We start from the raw sequence: 19,568 nt of genomic DNA on the forward strand, positions 1-19,568 counted from the left end.
GCCGGTGGGCGGCCTTGCGACGGGTTAAACCTTAGCACCCGATGAGGACTGCGATCACCCGGCTCTTGGGGTGCCGGGGTGTGGGCGGGAGGATGGGGGTCTACCTGCGAGAAGAGGAGGCAGTGTGAGTGCCGATAGCGCCGCTACCGCCGAGAGCGAGGTCGTCGATCTCTGCCGCGAGCTGATCCGGATCGACACCAGCAATTACGGCAACAACGAGGGCCCCGGGGAGCGGGCGGCGGCGGAGTACGTCGCCGAGAAGCTGGCCGAGGTCGGCCTGGAGCCGCAGATCATCGAGTCCCGCCCGGGTCGCGCCTCGACCGTGGCGCGGATCACGGGCGAGGACCCCTCCCGCCCCGCCCTGCTCATCCATGGGCACACCGACGTGGTGCCGGCCAACGCCGACGACTGGACGCATCACCCGTTCTCCGGGGAGATCGCCGACGGCTGCGTGTGGGGACGCGGCGCCGTCGACATGAAGGACATGGACGCCATGACGCTGGCGGTCGTACGCGACCGGATGCGTGCCGGGCGGAAGCCGCCCCGTGACATAGTGCTGGCTTTCCTCGCGGACGAGGAGGCGGGCGGCGTCTACGGGGCGCGGCACCTGGTGGACAACCACGCCGATCTCTTCGAAGGGGTCACCGAGGCCATCGGCGAGGTCGGCGGTTTCTCCTTCACGGTGAACGAGAACCTGCGGCTCTATCTGGTCGAGACGGCCCAGAAGGGCATGCACTGGATGCGGCTCACCGTGGACGGCACCGCCGGCCACGGGTCGATGACCAACAACGACAACGCGATCACCGAACTGTGCGAGGCCGTCGGACGACTGGGCCGGCACAAGTTCCCGGTCCGGGTGACCAAAACGGTCCGTTCGTTCCTGGACGAGCTCTCCGACGCGCTCGGCGTCGAGCTCGACCCTGAGGACATGGAGGAGACCCTCGCCAGGCTCGGCGGTATCGCGAAGATCATCGGTGCCACGCTGCAGAACACCGCGGCGCCCACCCAGCTCGGCGCCGGCTACAAGGTCAACGTCATCCCCGGACAGGCAACCGCGCACGTGGACGGGCGGTTCCTGCCGGGCCACGAAGAGGAATTCCTGGCCGATCTCGACCGGCTGCTGGGGCCGCGCGTACGGCGTGAGGACGTGCATGCCGACAAGGCGCTGGAGACGACGTTCGACGGTGCGCTGGTGGACGCCATGCAGTCCTCGCTGCGCGCGGAGGACCCCGTCGCCCGTGCCGTGCCGTACATGCTCTCGGGCGGTACCGACGCCAAGTCCTTCGACGACCTGGGCATCCGTTGCTTCGGCTTCGCACCGCTGAAACTGCCGCCGGAGCTCGACTTCGCCGGGATGTTCCACGGCGTGGACGAGCGGGTTCCGGTCGAAGGACTGCAGTTCGGGGTCCGGGTGCTGGACCGGTTCCTGGACCAGGCGTGACACCGCCGGGCGCCCGTCGTCCGTCATACGACGTTGACCGGTCCGGGGCGGTAATCGGGTAATCGGCCACCTGTACGGAGGCGACTGGGATGAGTGAATGATCTAGTCAGTTCGTAGCCTGATTCCTCCATCCTCGTTACAGGGAGTGCGGTCCCCGGCTGGGACCGTATTGCCAACAAGGAGGAACAATGATCAAGAAGGTCATCGCCGCCGCGGCTGCCACCAGCGGTCTTGTGCTGGCTGGTGCGGGTATGGCCGTCGCCGACTCCGGTGCGCAGGGTGCCGCTGTGCACTCCCCGGGTGTCGTTTCCGGCAACAACGTGCAGGTCCCCGTCCACGTGCCGGTGAATGCCTGCGGCAACACGATCTCCGTGGTCGGGCTGCTGAACCCCGCGTTCGGCAACACCTGCGTCGCCAAGTGACGCCGAGCCTCATCCGACCCGATCGGTGAGCAATGCATCTGAGTGGCCCCGGAGCACGCGCCACGCGCTCCGGGGCCCTCGGGTCTTGAGGGGGCGGGACGGCGCGTGCGGTGCGCCTCCCCCTGGCAGGTCATAGACAGTCACCACTAGGCAGGGGATTCCACAACCATGCGACAGGGCACCAGAAAGGGCCTGCTCACCATGGCCGCGGCGGGCGGCCTCCTTGTGATGTCAGGGGGGACCGCGCTCGCGGACTCGGGCGCACAGGGCGGCAGCGCGAACTCGCCGGGGGTGCTCTCCGGCAACAACGTCGAGGCACCGGTGAACGGCACGGTCAACGTCTGTGGCAACACCGTCAACGCCGTCGGCGTTCTCAATCCGGCGTCCGGCAACGGCTGCGGCAACGACGGCACCGGCCCGCAGGGCGGACGCGGGGCCCACGCGGGCGGTTCCACGCACGGCTCGCCCGGTGTCGGTTCGGGCAACAACGTGCAGGTTCCGGTCGATGTGCCGGTGAACGCCTGCGGCAACACCGTCGATGTCGGCGGTGCGCTCAACCCGGCGCACGGCAACGGCTGCGCCGACCAGCCGGGCCCGTCGGAGCCGGGTCCGGGGCCGGTCGACCCCGGGTATCCGGAAGACCCCGGCAAGCCCGGTGATCCTGGCCGGCCCGGCGACCCTGGGGACCCAGGGAGCCCTGGGGACCCGGGTGACCCCGGCGATCCGGGTGACCCCGGTGACCCCGGACGGCCCGGAGACCCCCAGCAGCCGGGGCAGCCCGGTAATCCGCCCGCGCCCGGCGATCCTGGCGAGCCCACAGCCCCGGGCCCGTCCACCCAGCCCGGCAGCACCGGTGAGGTGCACGGTCCTTCCGTGCCGGAGGCCGTACCGGAGTCGTCGGCAGCCGAGAAGGCTGCGGCGTCTGAGGTCTCCGGGGCGCCCGCTGCCGCAGGGGCCGACGGCGAACTGGCGCACACCGGCGCCGGCTCGCAGCTCTGGGTGGCCGCGCCGCTGAGCGCGGGCATGCTCGCGGGGGGATATGTGCTCTACCGGCGCTCCCGGGCCGCCATCCGCCGCTGACCTCTGCGGCGGCCGGTCCGGTCCTGGGCCGTGGTCACACAGGGCACGGTAGAGGGAGCGGTCCCGCAACCGGCGGGCCCGCTCCCTCGCAGCCCCTCACCTGCGAACGGCGGTCACCAGGTGGCGCGCAGCTGGCGGATGATGCGGCGGCGTAGTCGCACCCGACGGCTCCCGTCCGGGTACAGCCGCATCCGGGCCAGCTCCCAGTGCCCGTACTCGGCGTGATCGGTCAGCAGTTGAGTCGCAGCCTTACGGGATACGCCCCGAGGGACGTACACATCGCGAAATTCGTATTCCGGCATCCTCTCTATTGTGCGTGTGGACCCCGTCTGCCGATAGCGTCTGCACTATGTCTGATGCTGCGCAGCCCACCGCTGCCGACGTACGCGCCGCCGCCGAGGCGGTCAAAGCCGCGCTGGACCGGCACCTCGAGGCCGTCGAGCGCCGCGCGGGGGAGTCCCGGGCGCCCGCCGGAGCGGGCGCCGACGCCGGTGCGGGTGAGCGGGACGCCTCGTCGTCGGCGGGGCAGTACGCCGCCGAACTCGACTCTGCCGTCTATGCCGCCTTCGACGCGCTGGCCGCCGCGGGTGAGGCCTACGACGAATTGCTGTACGAGGTCTACGACGAGGTCACCCCGTTCGAGATCCCCAGCAGCGACGGCCTGCCCGCCTACACCGGGCCGGAAGCGCCCAGCGCACTGAGCGTTCTGATCCGGCGGGACTACGTCATCTCCGAGCCGCACCGGTTGCAGTCCCAGGCCGAGCGCGTCACCGAGTTGGACCCGGATTCGGCGGAGGACGAGCGGGTCGAGAGCGCCGCCCCGGGCAACAGCGTGCATGCGGCGCTCGGGGTGCTCTTCGGGGAGTACGAGCCGGACGAGATCGCCACCCGGCACAAGGAGTTCGGCCTCGAGGAGGGCGATTCCACGCTGTGGGTCACGGCGGTCGACGAACCCGCCGAGCCCGGCGAGTGGCTGTCGGCGCCCTTCGACCAGGCGGACCCCCAGCGCGTGATCTGCCGCTTCGACGTCAGCTCCGTCTTCGACGAAGACGAGGAAGACCTGGTCCTCGAAGCCCGGGGTGAGGACGAGGACGACGATGAGGATGAGGACGAGGACGAGTAGGGCTTGTCCGGCGCCTCTTGCGTACCGGCGTGGGGTGGGCAAGCTTCGCAGCACGGGGGGACGTTTGGGCGGCGCCGGGAAGCGGCCTCCGCAGCCGCGGTGGGGGCGGTTCAGGTGCCGGGTTCCTCCGTTCCGCCGGACTCCGCCGCGCGGGCGGATTCGGTCAGCAGGGTGCGCAGGCGCGTCGTCCGGTCCCCGGCGACGGCCGAGGCCACCGCGCGGGGGAGCGCGTCGCCCGCTCCGTGCACGACCGACAGATGGCGCTCGCCACGGCTGAAGGCGGTGTAGACCCACTCCCGGGTGAGCGCCCCCGCGGCGTCGCCCGGCAGCACCACGACGGCGGCGGGCCAGCGGATACCCGCTGCCTGGTGAGCCGTCACCGCCCAGCCGTGCCGCACCGTTTCGGGAACCCGCTCGGGTGGGACCGTCACGCTGCGGCCGGCGCAGGTCAGATGGAGACCGCGGTCGTCGGCGGAGGCCACGGCGCCGACGCTTGTACGGCCGGGGGCGGGCGAGTAGGCGACGCGGTCGCCGGGGTCGAAGCCGCCGAAGCGGCCGGGGCCGGGGTTGAGCCGTTCCTTGAGGGCGGCGTTCAACGCGCGCGTTCCCGCCGCGCCGCCGTGCCCGGGAGTGATCACCTGGGTCTCGGCTGAGGGGATCGAGAGCGCCCGTGGCACCGAGTCCGCGACGAGCTGCACCGTCCGGTGCACGGCCTCGCCCGGGTCGGTGACGGGGACGATCACGACTTCCTTGCCCGGCGCCGCCACCTGGTTCAGCTCCCCGACGCCGATGCCCGAGACGAGCTCGCCCACCGGTCCCGGGTCCGGGGTACGCGAGGCGACATGCGGGCAGCACTTGGCCGCCATCAGGTCCCGGAGCACCTGTCCGGGGCCCGCGGCGCCCAGCATGCCCGGATCTCCGCTGAGCACCAGCCGGACCCCGTCCGGCAGGGACTCCAGCAGTGCGGCGGCCGTCTCCGCGTCGAGCTGCGGTGCGTCGCAGACCGCCAGCAGATCGACGGCGAGCGCTCCTTCCTCGTCCCGGCCCGGCCCCTCCGCGTCCGCCAGCACTCCGGCGACGGTGGCACAGCCCGCGCCCAGCCCCGCGTCCGCACCCGCGTCAGCTCCCTGCTCCGCGGGGGCGTCCTCCGGGTCGGCGGCCGGGACTGGGAGGAGGCGGGTCATGCGGTCCCGCCCGTCATCCGTATGGGTGAGGGCCCAGGCGCGCAGGCCGAGCCCATGGGCGGCGGCGACCAGCGAGGCGACCTCGGCGCGGGACGCCTCGCCGCCCGTATGGGTGACCAGCCCGCTCCCGGCCACGGCATGGATCAGCTCGCGTGCGGAGGGCGAGGGGGCAGCCTCGGCCGCTGCCGCCCAGCCGGCGGCGGCCTCCGGATCCGAGGTGCCCTGCGCCTCGTCCGCCGCTCCCTCGTGCGCCGTACCCGCTGGGCGGAACGTGCCGGCGATGCGGGTCAGCCCGTCGGCCAGGCTCTCCTCGGCCAGCGCGTACCGGTCCAGCCCGACCAGGACGTTGACCGGGCGCTCCTCCTCGGTGTCGCCTTCCTGCATGGCTGAGGGGGCCGGGCCCGCGTCCAGGGCGTCCTCGAAGACCAGCACCGCTCCCGCGTCGACGGCCTCCCGCACGGCCTCGTCCGGGTCCGGCACCGCGTGCTGGGCCAGGCCCTTGGCCAGCGCGTCCGGCGCCAGCACCGTGTCGCCCCGCAGCGCCGCGCGCTCCAGCAGCCGGACGACCAGCGCGACTGCCCGGCGTGGGTCCCCGGGCCCCGCCTCGTCGCCGAGCAGGGCGCGCGCGAAGCCGTCGGCCTGCTCGGGGCGTACTTCGGGGACCGCGAGCAGCTGCCATGGATCGGTGCGCAGCAACTCGGCCGCGCCCTCGCCGAGCGTCTCCACCACGCGCCGCGCCAGCGCCTCGGGCGCCCCGCCCTCGAGCAGCAGGGCCCGCACCTCGTCCGGGACGGTGACCGGTCCGGCCGCGCGCCCCTGCCCGGCGGTCCCGGCGGGCCGGGCGGCCCCTCCCGGCTCGGCGGGCCGGGCGGGCTTGGCGGGCCTGGCGGGCGCGGCCGTCGGCTCGTTGAAGAAGGAGGCGGCGGAGCGTTCGCCGCTCTCCACCGCGCGGACGGCCGCGAGGAGTTCGGCTGCCTTGTCGTTGCTCACAGCTCGCTCCAGTCATGGTCGGGGTAGCGGTGCACGGGGGCGGAGACATCGTCCAGCGCCGCGCGGATTTCGTCTGGAAGACTAAGGCCCTCCACTGACAGAGCCTCCGCGAGCTGCTCCGATGTCCGTGCGCCGACGATCGGTGCCACCACCCCGGGCCGGTCGCGCACCCACGCCAGAGCCACCTGGAGCAGGGGCAGGGCGAGCCCGTCGGCCGCTATGGCCACCGCGTCCACGATCCGCCCCGCGGTCTCGTCCAGATACGGCTCGACGAACGCCGCCAGCCGCTCGGAGGCGCCGCGTGATCCGGGCGGCGGCGGGCCGGGCTGCCGGTACTTGCCGGTGAGCACGCCGCGGCCGAGCGGTGAGGACGGCAGCAGCCCGATGCCCAGGTCCCGTGCGGCGGGCAGCACCTCCCGCTCGATGCCGCGCTGGAGCAGCGAGTACTCCATCTGGGTACTGGCCAGCGGCTGCCGTACCCCCGGCGCCGCAAGCTGCCAGGCGCCTGCCTTGGCGAGCTGCCAGCCGGAGTAGTTGGACACCCCGGCGTACCGGGCGCGTCCGCTGCTGACGGCCACGTCCAGCGCCTGGAGCGTCTCCTCGAGCGGCGTGTACGGGTCGTACGCATGCACCTGCCACAGGTCCACATGGTCGGTGCCCAGCCGGTCGAGGGAGGCGTCCAGCGCGGTGAGGAGGTGGCCGCGCGAGCAGTCGAAGCGGCGGTCGGGATCGGGCACGCTGCCCGCCTTGGTGGCGACGACCAGGTCGCGGCGCGGTACGTAGTCGCGCATCAGCCGTCCCAGCAGATACTCCGCCTCGCCGTCGCCGTACACGTCGGCTGTGTCCACGAGCGTGCCGCCCGCTTCCCAGAACGTCTTGAGCTGGTCGGCGGCGTTCTGGAAGTGCTGGTCGTGCTGCTCGTAGGTCTCGTGCCGGCCGCCGTGTCCCGTGCGGTCGGCCGCGCCGCTCAGGCCGCCGCCGCGCGCCCAGCTGAGAGTGCCCAGTCCGATCCGGGATACGCGCAGGCCAGTGCGGCCGAGGTGCCTTCGCTCCATGGGCGTTGAGCGTAGTTGTGGCAGGCGTTAGAGTCCGGGGGTCAGGGACATTACTGATCAGTAAGGGAAGTGGGTGCGGGATGGGGATGCGACTGGGCATCAACCTCGGCTACTGGGGCGCCGGGATGGATGCGGACAACCTCGCCGTCGCACAGGAAGCCGACCGGCTCGGCTACGACGTGTGCTGGGCGGCCGAGGCGTACGGCTCCGACGCCGCGACCGTGCTCACCTGGGTGGCGGCCCACACCGAACAGATCGACGTGGCCGCCGGGATCTTCCAGATCCCCGCCAGGACCCCCGCCATGACCGCCATGACGGCCGCCACCCTCGACTCGCTCTCCGGCGGGCGCTTCCGGCTCGGCCTCGGCGTCTCCGGACCGCAGGTGTCCGAGGGCTGGTACGGGGTGAAGTTCGACAAGCCGCTCGCCCGCACCCGCGAGTACGTCGAGATCATCCGCCGTGCCATGTCCCGCGAGCGCCTGTCCTACGAGGGGCAGCACTGGACGCTCCCGCTGCCCGGCGGTCCCGGCAAGCCGATCAAGCTGACCGTCCACCCGGAGCGCGAAGAGATCCCGCTCTACATCGCCGCCATCGGCCCCAAGAACCTGGAGCAGACCGGCGAGATCGCCAATGGTGCGCTGCTGGTCTTCTTCTCCCCGGAGCATGCCGAGGAGACCACCCTGCAGCACCTGCGCGTGGGCAGGGAGGCCGCGGGCAAGACCATGGACGGCTTCGATGTGTGCCCGACCGTCCCGATGGCTGTCGGCGACGACATCGACGCGCTCGCCGACCTCTTCCGCCCGTACACCGCGCTCTACGTCGGTGGCATGGGCAGCCGCAAGCAGAACTTCTACAACAAGCTCGCGCAGCGCATGGGCTACGAGAAGGAAGCCGCCGAGATCCAGGAGAAGTACCTGGGAGGCGACAAGGAGGGCGCCGCCGCCGCGATCCCGCGCGAGCTGATCGACTCCACCACCCTGATCGGCCCCGTCGAGCGGATCGCGGACCGGATGAGTGCCTACGCGGACGCCGGGGTGACGACGCTGTCGCTGTCCCCGGCCGGGTTCTCGCTGGAGGAGCGGCTGGCCGGTCTGCGGGCCGGAGTCGAGGCCCTGGAGCGGGCCGGGCTCGCTTCCTAGGGCCGCGAAGACGGCCCAGGGCCGGGCGCGGAAACGGGCGCCCTCACAGAGGGCGCCCGTTAGGCGTAAGGCCCGGCCCGCAAGGCGTAACGCGCCTTGAGAAGTCTGCGGCCGTGGTGGGGGCTCGGGGTCAACCCCGCCACGGCCGTCACGGAGCACAACGCGGCCCCGCCCGCCCGGTTACGCGGGCGGGCGGAACGCCTCCTGCTTTCGGCGCATACCGACTGCTCACCTGTTGCCCGTTCGCCTACACGGCATTTGACTCGTTCTTCTCGGATGTCGTGCTGTTCGGAACTCGCGCACGGAGGTGGCAGCGATGCTCTCGGCCAGGAGTCTGTTCCAGGAAATCCTCGACAACGACGAGTCCTTCCGGCTCTTCTGCTCCATCGCGGCCAGCGGCGAGGCACAAGGCGGCTGGGAGAACGGCCGTATCGCCGCACTGGTCCCCGGGACCCAGCGCCACCTCGCACCCAAGATCGCCCGGCACGGCGCCGACGAGGAAAAGCACGGCCGGATCTTCATGGCGCTGCTGAACAAGCGAGGTCTGGAGGCGGCCGAGATCCCCGACGACACCGACTACACGATGATCCTGGAGGGGCTCGGCATCGGTCTGGCGCACGAGAAGCTGCGCCGCGACGAGCAGCTGACCGAGCACGACGTGCTCACCTACCTCGCCCACAGCCGGGTCACCGAGCAACGTGCCGCAGAGGAGATGATCCTGCTCAAGAAGGTGGCCGGTGACCATCCCGAGGTCGGCCGCGCGGTGAAGATGATCTCCAAGGACGAGGACAACCACCTCGCGTACTGCCATGAGGAACTGCTGAACCTCGCCGAGGCCGGACACGCGCGCACCATCAAGGCGCTGCTGCGCGAGAGCGCGCTCGCCGAGATCAAGGTCTACCGCGACGTCAGCCTGGCCGTCATGAGCCGGATGGCCCGCATCCTTGGCTGGTCCGGGGTCAGGTACGGGCTCATCGCGCTGGGCATCCACGGCCGGTACGTAGGGGAGCGGCTGGGCGGCTGGCGCCGGATGGTCAGCCTCCGGATGCCCGAGCGGCGCAATGCGCTGGGCACCGGCCGGGGGGACGCGGCGCCGGAATACGCCTGAGGCTCGCGTCGGGGCTCAGAACCAGTTGCGGCGCTTGAAGACGCGGAAGAGCACCACGCAGATCGTCGCCATCAGCAGGATCGTCGCCGGATAGCCCCAGATCCAGTGCAGCTCCGGCATATGGTCGAAGTTCATGCCGTACACCCCCGCGATCGCTGTGGGCACGGCGAACATCGCGGCCCAGGCGGAGATCTTGCGCATGTCGTCGTTCTGGCGCACGCCCATCTGGGCGAGATACGCCGACAGAATGTCCGACAGCAGCCGGTCGATGGACTCCACCTGCTCGTTCACCCGTGACAGATGGTCGGCGACATCGCGGAAGAACAGCCGCGAGTCCTCGTGCACGAATGGCACCCCCGACCCCGTCAGCCGGGTCACCGGGTCCGTCAGCGGCACCGTCGCCCGGCGGAACTCCACCGCGCGCCGCTTGAACTCGTAGATCCGGCTCACCATGTCCGGCGCCTCCCTGCTCTCCCGGGAGAAGAGACCGGCCTCCAGATCGTCGAGGTCCGTCAGGAGCGCTGCCGCAACCTCCAAGTAGTGGTCCACGACGGTGTCGCTGACCGCGTACATCACCGCCGTCGGGCCGTGCCGCAGCACGCCCGGCTCGTCCTCGAGCCGGCTGCGCACCGAGCCCAGCGGGTTGGCCTCCCCGTGCCGCACGGTCACCACGAACGAGTCGCCTACGAAGAGCATCAGCTCACCCGTGCTCAGCTGGCCGCTGTCCTCGTCGTACCCGACAGGCTTGAGCACCAGGAACAGCGAGTCCGCGTACACCTCCAGCTTCGGCCGCTGGTGGGCGTGCAGTGAGTCCTCCACCGCCAGCGGGTGCAGGCCGAAGGCATGGGTGACCCGGTCGAACTCCGCCTCCGTCGGCTCGTACAGGCCGATCCACAAGAATGCGTCAGCCGCGGACCGGGCCTGGCGCAGCGCCTCCGAGAAGTCCTCCGGACGTTCCGCGCGCTGCCCGTTGCGGTAGAGCGCACAATCGACGATCACCTCTCGAATTCTTCCGCGCCCCGGCCGTCTCACAACCGGAGAGCGGCACCTGAGGCGGCTCGCTTAGGGTTGCGGCATGCCCACGCTGATCCTCGTACGCCACGGCAGGTCCACGGCGAACACCGACGGGCTGCTGGCCGGCCGCACACCGGGAGTCGCCCTGGACGAGCACGGCCGGCAGCAGGCGGCCGAGCTGCCCGGCCGCCTTGGGGACATCCCGCTGGCCGCCGCCGTCAGCAGCCCGCTGCGCCGCTGCCAGGAGACCCTCAGGCCGCTGACCGCGGCCCGTCCCGAGCTGCCGCTGCACACCGAGGAACGCATCACCGAGTGCGACTACGGCGACTGGTCGGGCCGCAAGCTCGCCGAGTTGAACGACGAACCCCTGATGGCCACCGTCCAGCGCCACCCCTCGGCCGCCGCCTTCCCGGGCGGCGAGTCGATGCGCGCCATGCAGGCCCGCGCGGTGGACGCCGTACGCGACTGGAACGCGCGCATCGAGGCCGAGCACGGCGCTGACGCCGTCTACCTGATGTGTTCGCACGGTGACCTGGTCAAATCGATCGTCGCGGACGCGCTCGGCATGCACCTCGACCTCTTCCAGCGGATATCCGTCGCCCCCTGCTCTGTCACGGCCATCGCCTACACCCCCCTGCGCCCCTTCTTGCTGCGGCTCGGCGACACCGGGGAGCTGGCCTCCCTCGCGCCACCGGACCGCACGGACGAAGAGGGCGACACTGGAAGTACTGGGGGAGGCACCGGGGAGGGGAACGCAACCGTGGGCGGAAGCGCCTGAGCACGATGATCGGAACGCACAGTAGGGTGCGGATGTCCGAAGCCACTTAAGCCGTCGAACCCAACGGAGCAGAACGTGTCCCGTCAGGTATTTCTGTACGACCCGCCGGACCGGTTCGTCGCCGGTACCGTCGGTCTGCCTGGCCGCCGCACCTTCTTTCTCCAGGCCAGTGCAGGAGGCCGCACTACCAGCGTGGCCTTGGAGAAAGCGCAGGTCGAAGCGCTCGCCGAACGGATCGACGAACTCCTGGACGAGGTGGTGCGCCGCTCCGGCGGCAGCGCGCCCGTTCCCGCCGTCGCTCCCTCCGAGGTCGACGACACCGCGCCGCTGGAGACTCCGGTCGAGGAGGAGTTCCGGGTCGGCACCATGGCCCTTGCCTGGGACGGCGAGGGCGAGCGGATGGTCGTCGAGGCGCAGGCCATCGTGGAGCTGGAGCCCGGCGAGGACGAGGACCTGGCCGACGCCGAGGAACGGCTGTTGCAGGACGACGAGAACGGCCCTCCGATGCTCCGGGTGCGGATCAGCGGCAGCATGGCCCGCGCCTTCGCCAAGCGCGCGATGGAGGTCGTGAACGCAGGCCGCCCGCCGTGCCCTCTGTGCAGCCTGCCGCTCGACCCGGAGGGACACGTATGTCCGCGCCAGAACGGATACCGCCGGGGCGAATGAACGGCACACCACCCGGCAACGGCACGGCTCCGGCCGCGGAGGCCGCCCGCGAGCTGCTCGCACAGGGCACCCTCACGGTGCACGGGCGGATCAGAGCGGCCTCGAACGCCGTACTGTTCGGCACCGTCGAGCACGAGGGCCGCAGCCTTCCCTGCGTCTACAAGCCCGTCGCCGGTGAGCGCCCGCTGTGGGACTTCCCCGACGGCAACCTCGCCCAGCGCGAAGTCGCGGCCTACGAGATCTCCCGCGCCACCGGCTGGGACCTGATACCCGCCACCGTGCTGCGCGAGGGCCCGTACGGTACGGGCATGTGCCAGGCGTGGGTGGGGGAGCTGCCGGACGCCGAAGAGGACGGGGAGGACGCAGCGCAGGCGGAGGAGGACCCGGCGGCGGACGAGCCCGCGCCGCTGCTCGCCCTGGTCGACGGTGACGAGCCGGGCGAGGGCTGGAAGGCGGTCGGCTTCGCGGACGTGGGTGACGGTCGGACGGCGCTGCTCGTACACGCCGACGACCCCCGGCTGCGGCGGCTCGCCGTGCTCGACGCGGTGATCAACAACGGCGACCGCAAGGGCGGACATCTGCTGCCCCGGCCGGATGGCGCGCTGTACGCCATCGATCACGGCGTCACCTTCCACGTGGACGACAAGCTGCGCACCCTGCTATGGGGATGGGCGGGCGAGGAGCTGACCGGCGAGGCCGTCGAGGCGCTGCGCGCGCTGTCCGCCGCGCTCTTGGAAGGGGCCCCGCTGGCCGTACGGCTCACCCGGCTGCTGACCGAGGCGGAGGTAGAGGCCGCGCGTAAGCGGGTGGAGGCGCTGCTCAGTGCGGGGCGGCATCCGCTGCCCAGTGGTGAGTGGCCCGCGATTCCTTGGCCGCCGGTTTAGGGGTTGCCCGGCGCCTTTTCGTACCCGGCATGGGGGCTGCGCTTGCCCACCCTGCTCCCCCAAGCTCTTCGAGCAGGGGGTACCCCCAGGGCGCAGACTGCCCAAGCTTCGCAGCACGGGGGACGTGCCCCGTGAGGGGCGCGGGGAACTGCGCGCCCAGCCACGACGCACCCGCAGTTCCCGCGCTTCAGGCAGGGGCACCCCCCTTACCGGCGGGAACCCGGCGAAGCCGTACGCGTTCATCCGGCCGGATACAGAACACGGGTCCGGGTTAGGCTCAAGGCATGCATGCCTGGCCCGCTACCGAGGTCCCCGTTCTGCCTGGACAGGGCCGCGACCTCGACATCCACGACACCGCGACCGGTGGCCGAGTGACCCTCACCCCCGGTCCTGTCGCCCGTATCTATGTGTGTGGCATCACCCCGTACGACGCCACCCACCTGGGGCACGCGGCGACCTACAACGCGTTCGACCTCGTGCAGCGCGTGTGGCTCGACACCAAGCGCCAGGTTCACTACATACAGAACGTCACCGACGTGGATGATCCACTGCTGGAGCGGGCCGTCGCGACGAACATGGACTGGACGGCCCTCGCCGAACGCGAAACGGCGCTGTTCCGTGAGGACATGACGGCCCTTCGGATGCTGCCGCCGAAGCACTACATCGGTGCCGTGGAGTCCATCCCCACGATCGTTCCGCTGGTCGAGCGGCTGCGCGACATGGGCGCCGCCTATGAACTCGAAGGCGACATCTACTTCTCCGTCGAGTCCGACGTCCACTTCGGCGAGGTCTCACGCTACGACGCCGAGACGATGCGGCTACTGTCCGCCGAGCGCGGGGGCGACCCCGAGCGGCCCGGCAAGAAGAGCCCGCTCGACCCGATGCTGTGGACGGCTGCCCGCGAGGGGGAGCCGCACTGGGACGGCGGCACCCTCGGCCCCGGGCGTCCTGGCTGGCACATCGAGTGTGTGGCCATCGCCTTGGAGCACCTGGGTATGGGCTTCGACGTTCAGGGCGGCGGCTCCGATCTGGCCTTCCCGCACCACGAGATGGGCGCCTCGCACGCGCAGGCGCTGACCGGTGAGTTCCCCTTCGCACAGACCTATGTGCACGCGGGGATGGTCGGGTTGGACGGCGAGAAGATGTCCAAGTCGAAGGGGAACCTCGTCTTCGTCTCCCGGCTGCGGAGGGACGGCGTCGATCCCGCCGCCATCCGGCTCGCGCTGCTGGCGCACCACTACCGCGCCGACTGGGAGTACACCGAGGCCGTGCTGGACGAGGCCAAGGAGCGCCTCGCCCGCTGGCGTTCGGCCGTCTCGCGGCCGGACGGACCGCCCGCGGAGTCCATGCTGGAGTCCGTGCGGGTCGCCCTCGCGGACGACCTGGACGCCCCTGCGGCGCTGGCGGCGATCGATGCCTGGGCGGAGGAGCAGAACTCGCGGGGCGGCACCGACGAGGGAGCGCCGGGGCTGGTCTCGCGGACGGTCGACGCCCTGCTGGGCGTGGCCCTCTAGTTCATCCCGCGGCACCCTTTTCCCGCCGCAGATCCTGGCTGTTGCGGCGGGAAAAGGTGCCGCGGCGGGGAAAGGGTTACTCGTCGTCGTCCGGCTCCTCCGGCCGCGGCGGCTCACCGCCCGGCTTCGGCGGTGGGGGCGGGGGCGCTTGCCCCGGATCCCGCAAATAGGGGGGAGTCCCAGGCGCGGAGCCCCCCTCGGTGGTGGAGCCGCCCCCGTCGCGGCGACGCAGATAGCGCTCGAACTCCTTCGCGATGGCTTCCCCCGACGCCTCCGGCAGCTCGGCGGTGTCCCGCGCCTCCTCCAGCGACTGCACGTACTCGGCGACTTCGCTGTCCTCCGCCGCGAGCTGGTCGACGCCGATCTGCCACGCGCGGGCGTCTTCGGGGAGCTCTCCCATCGGAATCCGGATGCCCAGCAGGTCCTCGAGCCGGTTGAGGAGGGCGAGCGTCGCCTTCGGGTTGGGCGGCTGGGACACGTAGTGCGGTACGGCCGCCCACAGGCTGGCGGCCGGAACGCCCGCGTGGGTGCAGGCTTCCTGGAGGATGCCGACGATGCCGGTCGGGCCCTCGTACCGGGACTCCTCCAGATTCATCGTGCGGGCCAGGTCGGAGTCCGAGGTGACGCCGGTGACCGGTACGGGCCTGGTGTGCGGGGTGTCGCCGAGCAGCGCGCCCAGCACGACCACCAGCTCGACCCCCAGCTCGTGGGCGAAGCCCAGGATCTCGTTGCAGAACGAGCGCCACCGCATGCTGGGCTCGATCCCCCGTACGAGCACCAGATCGCGCCGCTTCCCCTTGCCGTCGGCGTCCTCCACACGGACGACGGACAGCCGCGTGGTGGGCCAGGTGACCTTGCGGACACCGCCGTCCAGGAAGACCTGCGGGCGGTTCACCTGGAAGTCGTAGTAGTCCTCCGCGTCCAGCGCGGCGAAGACCTCGCCCTTCCACTCCTTCTCCAGGTGCGCGACCGCGGTGGAGGCGGCGTCTCCGGCGTCGTTCCAGCCTTCGAACGCGGCCACCATGACTGGGTCGACCAGCTCGGGAACCCCCTCCAGCTCGATCACCCAGCTCCTCCTTAGCTTGCTGTCCTGGCTTGCCGGCGCCTGCCGCTGCCAGCCCTTTTCGTGCTGCTCCCGGCTCCCTTTCCGGGTTCGGCTGCCGCCGTTCCGTGCAAGCCCCAGCCTATGCCGTGCCGGTGCCCGCCCCGCAGCCCCCGCACGCCCCCGAACGACAACCCGTGCGCCCCCCAGGCACCGGCTCCGGCCGGGACCACCACCGCAGGCCCCGGGACACCCCCTGCCGCGGCAAACATACATCCGATGTATGAGCCGAGGTACTCGTCATCCTGCTGCTCGTCGCCCTCCGCGCGGCCCGCCTCGCCGACCGCCACGCCGCGCTGCGCTACCGACAACGCTGCCCGGGCGTACGGGATATCCGTACGCCCGGGCAGCGCGGGTCCGGCGCGGTGCCGCGACGGCAGCAAGCCGTTCGCCGGGCGGCCCGCAGGTCAGCCGCTGCGGCTCACAGCGACGAGCGCAGCCACTGTTCGATGCCGGCGATGTGCACCGTCGACCATGCGCGTGCCGCATCGGCGTCGCGGGCACGCAGGGCGGCGAGGATCTGCCGGTGCTCGTCCAGGGTGCGGCTGACGGTGTCCTCCTGCGTCAGCCCCCGCCACATCCGGGCCCGGGTGGTGGGTCCGGACAGGCCGTCCAGCAGGGAGCACAGTACGGAGTTACCTGAGGCGGCCACGACGCGGTGGTGGAACTCCAGGTCCGATTCGACCACTTCCTCCACGGACGGCTCCGGGCCGAGCGCTTCCAGTTGGGACTCCAGCGCGTCGAGTTCCGCCACCGGGATCCGGAGCCCCGCCAGCGCCGTGGCGGCGGGCTCCAGGATGCGGCGTACGGCCATGAACTCCAGGAGGGTGTCGTCGCGGTGGAAGTCCACCACGAAGCTCATCGCCTCCAGCAGCAGCTTCGGGTCCAGGCTGGTCACATAGGTGCCGTCGCCCTGGCGTACGTCGAGCACGCGCATCAGCGACAGGGCACGGACCGCTTCCCGCAGCGAGTTGCGCGACAGGCCCAGTTCGGCGGCGAGCTCGTTCTCCTTGGGCAGCCGGTCGCCGGGGCCCAGCGCGCCCGAGACGATCATGTCCTTGATCTTCTCGATCGCCTCGTCGGTGACGGCCACGCGCTGTTTCCCCGGGACGTCCGATGTCTGTTTGTTCATGGTGATCCGCCGTCCGTTGTGCCCCAGCCTCGGCGGTAGTCCCGCCAGTCCTTGTCCGTCGCCGCGAAGTCGACATAGAGGGCGACACCGAACCGGCTGCGCCTCCTGTCCTCGCGGCCCAGCCCCAGCCGCACCCCGCGCACAGCGGCGGCAACCGTCTCGGCCGAGGCGTGATGCCCCATGTCGTCCGTGTGGTAGAAGGGCAGCCCCATCAGCACGTCCACCCTCGCGGGCGCCACCTCCAGGGCCAGCGCCGTCTGCTGCGCCACATAGCCGCCATACAGGCTCTCCGCGGGCAGCGCGGTGTCGTACGACATCACCGCGATCTGGTCCACCCGCCGCGCGACCTTGCCGAAGTACTCCTGCGACCACCACTTGCCGCGCCCGGCGACCGCGCCGGAGACATGGTGCAGTCCCGGCAGCGGATCGATCTGGTGCACGGCCACGGACAGCAGCCCGCCCCGCGCGTGGACGGCCGGGCGGAGCCGGTCCAGGAGCCGCAGATAGTCGCCATTGTCGGAGTGCAGCGGCTCCAGGTCGAAGTGCACCCCGTCGAAGCCCGCGTCCAGCATCTGCCGCGCGCTCGCCGCCACCGCCCGCCGCGCCGCACCGTCGGCCAGCCGCAGCCCACCGCGCTCGCCTTCGTCGTAGACGAGCCGGTCACCGAGCCACGCCTGCACCCGCACCCCGGGCAGCTCCCGCTCGACCGCGCCCAGCAGCCACTTGGCGCGGGGGTAGCGCTTCGACGGGAGGGTACCGTCGTGCTCCAACGGGCCGGTGTGGACGTACAGATCGCGTATCCCGGTGCCCGCCATCCGCCGCTTGAGAGCCTTGAGATCGGACTCGTCCCTGCGCCCGTCCACCCAGGCGTGCCCGAGCCATATCGCGTCCCGCCCGCGGGTGCGTGCGTCCGCATGCGGCTCACCCGCATAGGAGATGCGGAGCGCCGTTGCCGCGCCCGTCACCGGCAGTACGACCAGCACCCCGAGCGCGAGCGCTACCCATCCCGCAGCCCGCCGCGCCCGGGTCCGGCCGGGCATCCGCAGCCTCACCCGCAGCCGCCGCACCCCCGGCCCCGAGCGCCTTACATTTTCCCCGTCCATGCCAAGGACAGTGTCACGCCTCATGGCCCGACCGAACCGGAGGGGACGAGCCCGTTACGAAGCTGCCGAACTGGTGATCGCACGGACACAACTCCGTAGCGCGGACACGACGAAGGGGCGTACGCCGTGGTTGGTGTACGCCCCTTCAGGTGGCCGGCCCGGTTGGTTGATCTTTCGGCGGGCGGGCTGAGCCGGGCGCGGTTGAGCGCGCCGTTGCGGGGTCAGTTCCGCTTGGTGAGCAGTTCGTCGATGCGGTTGCGGACTTCGTCGGTGTCCAGGCCGCGGATCGTCAGCGTGGTGCGGCGGCGGGCCACGTCGTCGACCGTCTCGGCCCACTCGTGGTCGCGGGCGTAGACGACCTGGGCCCAGATCTCCGGGCCGTCGGGGTGGATGCGTTCGCCCAGGGACGGGTCCTCGTTGACCAGGCGGGCGATGTCGAAGGAGAGCGAGCCGTAGTGGGTGGCCAGCTGGCGGGCGGTCAGCGGGTCCATACGGACGCCCGGTTCGCGGTCGACCAGCAGCCGGTGCGCGACCGCGTTGGGGTTGGCGATGCCGGGCAGCGGGGTGCGCCGCACCAGCTCCTTGACCGGCACGGTGTCCTCCGCCAGGGCACCGCCGGGCAGCTTCTCCAGCTTGTTCATCACCGTACGGCCGATGTGCCGGTAGGTGGTCCACTTGCCGCCGGCGACCGACAGCATGCCGCCCTTGCCCTCGGTGACGACGGTCTCGCGCTTGGCGGACTCTACGCCGCCGGGGCCGCCCGGCAGTACGCGCAGCCCGGCGAAGGCGTACGTCATCAGGTCGCGGTCGAGGTCGGCGTCCCGTACCGAGAACGCGGCCTCGTCCAGGATCTGCTGGATGTCGGACTCGGTGGCCCGTACGTCCGCCGGGTCGCCGGTGTACTCCTCGTCCGTGGTGCCCAGCAGCAGCTGGTCCTCCCACGGCAGGGCGAAGGTGATGCGGTACTTGTCGATGGGGGTGGCCAACGCGGCCCGCCACGGCGACTTGCGCTTGAGCACCAGGTGGGCGCCCTTGGACAGCCGGATGGAGGGCGCCGCACCGCTGTCCTCCATCTTGCGCAGGTGGTCCACCCAGGGGCCGGTCGCATTCAGCACCAGCCGCGCGTTGACGCCGAACTCCGTACCGTCCGTCCGGTCCCGCAGCTCCGCACCGGTGACCCGGCCGCGGGTGAAGCGCAGCCCGGTGACCTCCGCGTGGTTGAGGACGACGGCACCGGACTCCACGGCGGCGCGGACGGTCATCACGGCCATCCGCGAGTCGTTCATCTGGTGGTCGCCGTAGACCGCGACGGCCTTGAGGTTGTCCGTGCGCAGCGCCGGGTTGTCGGCGGCGGCCTTGGCGGGTGCGATGACCCGGCCGACGCCGTCACCGAAGGCGGACAGCGCCGAGTAGGCGAAGACACCGGCACCCAGCTTGGTGGCGCCGTGCGGGCCGCCCTTGTAGACGGGCAGGTAGAAGGTGAGCGGGTTGACCAGGTGCGGGGCCACGTCCTTGGCCAGTACCCGCCGCTCGTGGTGGTTCTCCGCGACGAGCTTGACCGCGCCGGTCTGCAGGTACCGCAGGCCGCCGTGCACCAGCTTCGAGGACGCGGAGGAGGTGGCACCGGCGAAGTCACCGGCGTCCACCATGGCCACCCGCAGTCCCGACTGCGCCGCATGCCAGGCGACCGAGGTGCCCAGGATGCCGCCGCCTATGACCAGGAGGTCGTACGTCGCGTTTGCGAGCAGCCCTCTGGTCTCTGCGCGGCCAGGGTTGCTGCCGGCAGTCGGGTGCGTCCCGAGGGTGGGGACGCTCTGCGAGGTGTTCATTACT

18 protein-coding genes are annotated in these 19,568 nt (G+C 71.4%); 10 read left to right on the forward strand and 8 right to left on the reverse strand.

The genetic code is table 11. The features are described from left to right. The first annotated feature begins 124 nt into the window (after window positions 1–124). The 3 genes from ACTWQF_RS11415 (at window position 125) to ACTWQF_RS11425 (ending at window position 2,943) form a co-directional block, all read left to right on the forward strand. Window positions 125–1,441, forward strand: coding sequence for a M20/M25/M40 family metallo-hydrolase (locus tag ACTWQF_RS11415; protein WP_443247438.1), 1,317 nt, complete (start codon window positions 125–127; stop codon window positions 1,439–1,441). A gap of 188 nt (window positions 1,442–1,629) precedes the next feature. After that, window positions 1,630–1,863 carry a chaplin ChpH gene (gene chpH, locus ACTWQF_RS11420; RefSeq protein ID WP_443279110.1) on the forward strand — a complete coding sequence of 78 codons (234 nt, stop codon included), beginning with the start codon at window positions 1,630–1,632 and terminating at the stop codon, window positions 1,861–1,863. A 168-nt stretch (window positions 1,864–2,031) separates the two neighbouring features. After that, a complete protein-coding gene (locus ACTWQF_RS11425; RefSeq protein ID WP_443279111.1) occupies window positions 2,032–2,943 on the forward strand; it encodes a chaplin in 912 nt (303 codons plus the stop codon). Between the two features lie 113 nt (window positions 2,944–3,056). Here the strand turns inward: ACTWQF_RS11425 and ACTWQF_RS11430 are convergent, their stop codons facing one another. Next, window positions 3,057–3,245: a DUF5703 family protein gene (locus ACTWQF_RS11430; RefSeq protein WP_055498790.1), complete on the reverse strand. Its 189-nt coding sequence runs from the start codon at window positions 3,243–3,245 to the stop codon at window positions 3,057–3,059. Between the two features lie 47 nt (window positions 3,246–3,292). Here ACTWQF_RS11430 and ACTWQF_RS11435 point away from each other — a divergent pair, with 47 nt between their 5' ends. Then, window positions 3,293–4,066 (forward strand): hypothetical protein, encoded by a 774-nt coding sequence (locus tag ACTWQF_RS11435; RefSeq protein WP_443279113.1) that lies wholly within the window; start codon window positions 3,293–3,295, stop codon window positions 4,064–4,066. 110 nt (window positions 4,067–4,176) lie between these two features. Here ACTWQF_RS11435 and ACTWQF_RS11440 read toward each other — a convergent pair whose 3' ends face one another. Both ACTWQF_RS11440 and ACTWQF_RS11445 read right to left on the reverse strand, forming a co-directional pair. Continuing rightward, window positions 4,177–6,240 carry a helix-hairpin-helix domain-containing protein gene (locus ACTWQF_RS11440; protein ID WP_443279114.1) on the reverse strand — a complete coding sequence of 688 codons (2,064 nt, stop codon included), beginning with the start codon at window positions 6,238–6,240 and terminating at the stop codon, window positions 4,177–4,179. After that, entirely contained in the window at window positions 6,237–7,295 is a 1,059-nt protein-coding gene (locus ACTWQF_RS11445) for an aldo/keto reductase (protein WP_443279116.1), read from the reverse strand. Before ACTWQF_RS11445 ends, ACTWQF_RS11440 begins: the two co-directional genes overlap by 4 nt. 86 nt (window positions 7,296–7,381) lie before the next feature. On the opposite strand from ACTWQF_RS11445, the gene ACTWQF_RS11450 reads away from it, so the two are divergent. Both ACTWQF_RS11450 and ACTWQF_RS11455 read left to right on the forward strand, forming a co-directional pair. Continuing rightward, complete coding sequence (locus ACTWQF_RS11450) at window positions 7,382–8,434, forward strand: LLM class F420-dependent oxidoreductase (RefSeq protein ID WP_443279471.1); 1,053 nt, start codon at window positions 7,382–7,384, stop codon at window positions 8,432–8,434. 316 nt (window positions 8,435–8,750) lie between these two features. Beyond that, a complete protein-coding gene (locus ACTWQF_RS11455) occupies window positions 8,751–9,542 on the forward strand; it encodes a ferritin-like domain-containing protein (protein ID WP_443279118.1) in 792 nt (263 codons plus the stop codon). Between the two features lie 15 nt (window positions 9,543–9,557). On the opposite strand, the gene corA is transcribed toward ACTWQF_RS11455, so the two are convergent. Then, the gene (gene corA / locus ACTWQF_RS11460) at window positions 9,558–10,550 is read right to left on the reverse strand and encodes a magnesium/cobalt transporter CorA (protein ID WP_443279472.1); all 993 of its coding nucleotides are present in this window, start codon (window positions 10,548–10,550) and stop codon (window positions 9,558–9,560) included. Between the two features lie 67 nt (window positions 10,551–10,617). Here corA and ACTWQF_RS11465 point away from each other — a divergent pair, with 67 nt between their 5' ends. From ACTWQF_RS11465 to mshC, 4 genes are all read left to right on the forward strand, one after another. Further along, entirely contained in the window at window positions 10,618–11,334 is a 717-nt protein-coding gene (locus ACTWQF_RS11465; protein WP_443279119.1) for a histidine phosphatase family protein, read from the forward strand. Between the two features lie 75 nt (window positions 11,335–11,409). Next, entirely contained in the window at window positions 11,410–12,000 is a 591-nt protein-coding gene (locus ACTWQF_RS11470) for a DUF3090 domain-containing protein (protein WP_443247446.1), read from the forward strand. Continuing rightward, complete coding sequence (locus ACTWQF_RS11475; RefSeq protein WP_443279121.1) at window positions 11,964–12,884, forward strand: SCO1664 family protein; 921 nt, start codon at window positions 11,964–11,966, stop codon at window positions 12,882–12,884. Before ACTWQF_RS11470 ends, ACTWQF_RS11475 begins: the two co-directional genes overlap by 37 nt. A 284-nt stretch (window positions 12,885–13,168) precedes the next feature. Further along, window positions 13,169–14,398: a cysteine--1-D-myo-inosityl 2-amino-2-deoxy-alpha-D-glucopyranoside ligase gene (gene mshC / locus ACTWQF_RS11480; RefSeq protein WP_443279122.1), complete on the forward strand. Its 1,230-nt coding sequence runs from the start codon at window positions 13,169–13,171 to the stop codon at window positions 14,396–14,398. 76 nt (window positions 14,399–14,474) lie between these two features. Here the strand turns inward: mshC and ACTWQF_RS11485 are convergent, their stop codons facing one another. The 4 genes from ACTWQF_RS11485 to ACTWQF_RS11500 form a co-directional block, all read right to left on the reverse strand. Beyond that, a complete protein-coding gene (locus ACTWQF_RS11485; protein WP_443279124.1) occupies window positions 14,475–15,464 on the reverse strand; it encodes a PAC2 family protein in 990 nt (329 codons plus the stop codon). A gap of 457 nt (window positions 15,465–15,921) precedes the next feature. After that, window positions 15,922–16,593, reverse strand: a complete 672-nt coding sequence (locus ACTWQF_RS11490; protein ID WP_443279473.1) for a FadR/GntR family transcriptional regulator — start codon at window positions 16,591–16,593, stop codon at window positions 15,922–15,924. 35 nt (window positions 16,594–16,628) lie between these two features. Beyond that, window positions 16,629–17,735 (reverse strand): hypothetical protein, encoded by a 1,107-nt coding sequence (locus tag ACTWQF_RS11495; RefSeq protein WP_443279125.1) that lies wholly within the window; start codon window positions 17,733–17,735, stop codon window positions 16,629–16,631. A 221-nt stretch (window positions 17,736–17,956) separates the two neighbouring features. Further along, window positions 17,957–19,564, reverse strand: a complete 1,608-nt coding sequence (locus tag ACTWQF_RS11500; RefSeq protein WP_443279126.1) for an FAD-dependent oxidoreductase — start codon at window positions 19,562–19,564, stop codon at window positions 17,957–17,959. Between the last annotated feature and the right edge of the window lie 4 nt (window positions 19,565–19,568).

This window comes from Streptomyces sp. 8N114 (assembly GCF_052245835.1).
Taxonomy (GTDB): Bacteria; Actinomycetota; Actinomycetes; order Streptomycetales; family Streptomycetaceae; genus Streptomyces.

Excerpts from the sequence above, each read along its gene's own strand:
- chpH (WP_443279110.1), top strand. The coding sequence starts at position 1,630 with ATGATCAAGAAGGTCATCGCCGCCGCGGCTGCCACCAGCGGTCTTGTG.
- ACTWQF_RS11450 (WP_443279471.1), top strand. The coding sequence starts at position 7,382 with ATGCGACTGGGCATCAACCTCGGCTACTGGGGCGCCGGGATGGATGCG.
- ACTWQF_RS11475 (WP_443279121.1), top strand. The coding sequence starts at position 11,964 with ATGTCCGCGCCAGAACGGATACCGCCGGGGCGAATGAACGGCACACCA.
- ACTWQF_RS11435 (WP_443279113.1), top strand. The coding sequence starts at position 3,293 with ATGTCTGATGCTGCGCAGCCCACCGCTGCCGACGTACGCGCCGCCGCC.
- ACTWQF_RS11445 (WP_443279116.1), bottom strand. The coding sequence starts at position 7,295 with ATGGAGCGAAGGCACCTCGGCCGCACTGGCCTGCGCGTATCCCGGATC.
- ACTWQF_RS11465 (WP_443279119.1), top strand. The coding sequence starts at position 10,618 with ATGCCCACGCTGATCCTCGTACGCCACGGCAGGTCCACGGCGAACACC.
- ACTWQF_RS11455 (WP_443279118.1), top strand. The coding sequence starts at position 8,751 with ATGCTCTCGGCCAGGAGTCTGTTCCAGGAAATCCTCGACAACGACGAG.
- ACTWQF_RS11495 (WP_443279125.1), bottom strand. The coding sequence starts at position 17,735 with ATGGACGGGGAAAATGTAAGGCGCTCGGGGCCGGGGGTGCGGCGGCTG.
- ACTWQF_RS11425 (WP_443279111.1), top strand. The coding sequence starts at position 2,032 with ATGCGACAGGGCACCAGAAAGGGCCTGCTCACCATGGCCGCGGCGGGC.
- ACTWQF_RS11500 (WP_443279126.1), bottom strand. The coding sequence starts at position 19,564 with ATGAACACCTCGCAGAGCGTCCCCACCCTCGGGACGCACCCGACTGCC.
- ACTWQF_RS11430 (WP_055498790.1), bottom strand. The coding sequence starts at position 3,245 with ATGCCGGAATACGAATTTCGCGATGTGTACGTCCCTCGGGGCGTATCC.
- mshC (WP_443279122.1), top strand. The coding sequence starts at position 13,169 with ATGCATGCCTGGCCCGCTACCGAGGTCCCCGTTCTGCCTGGACAGGGC.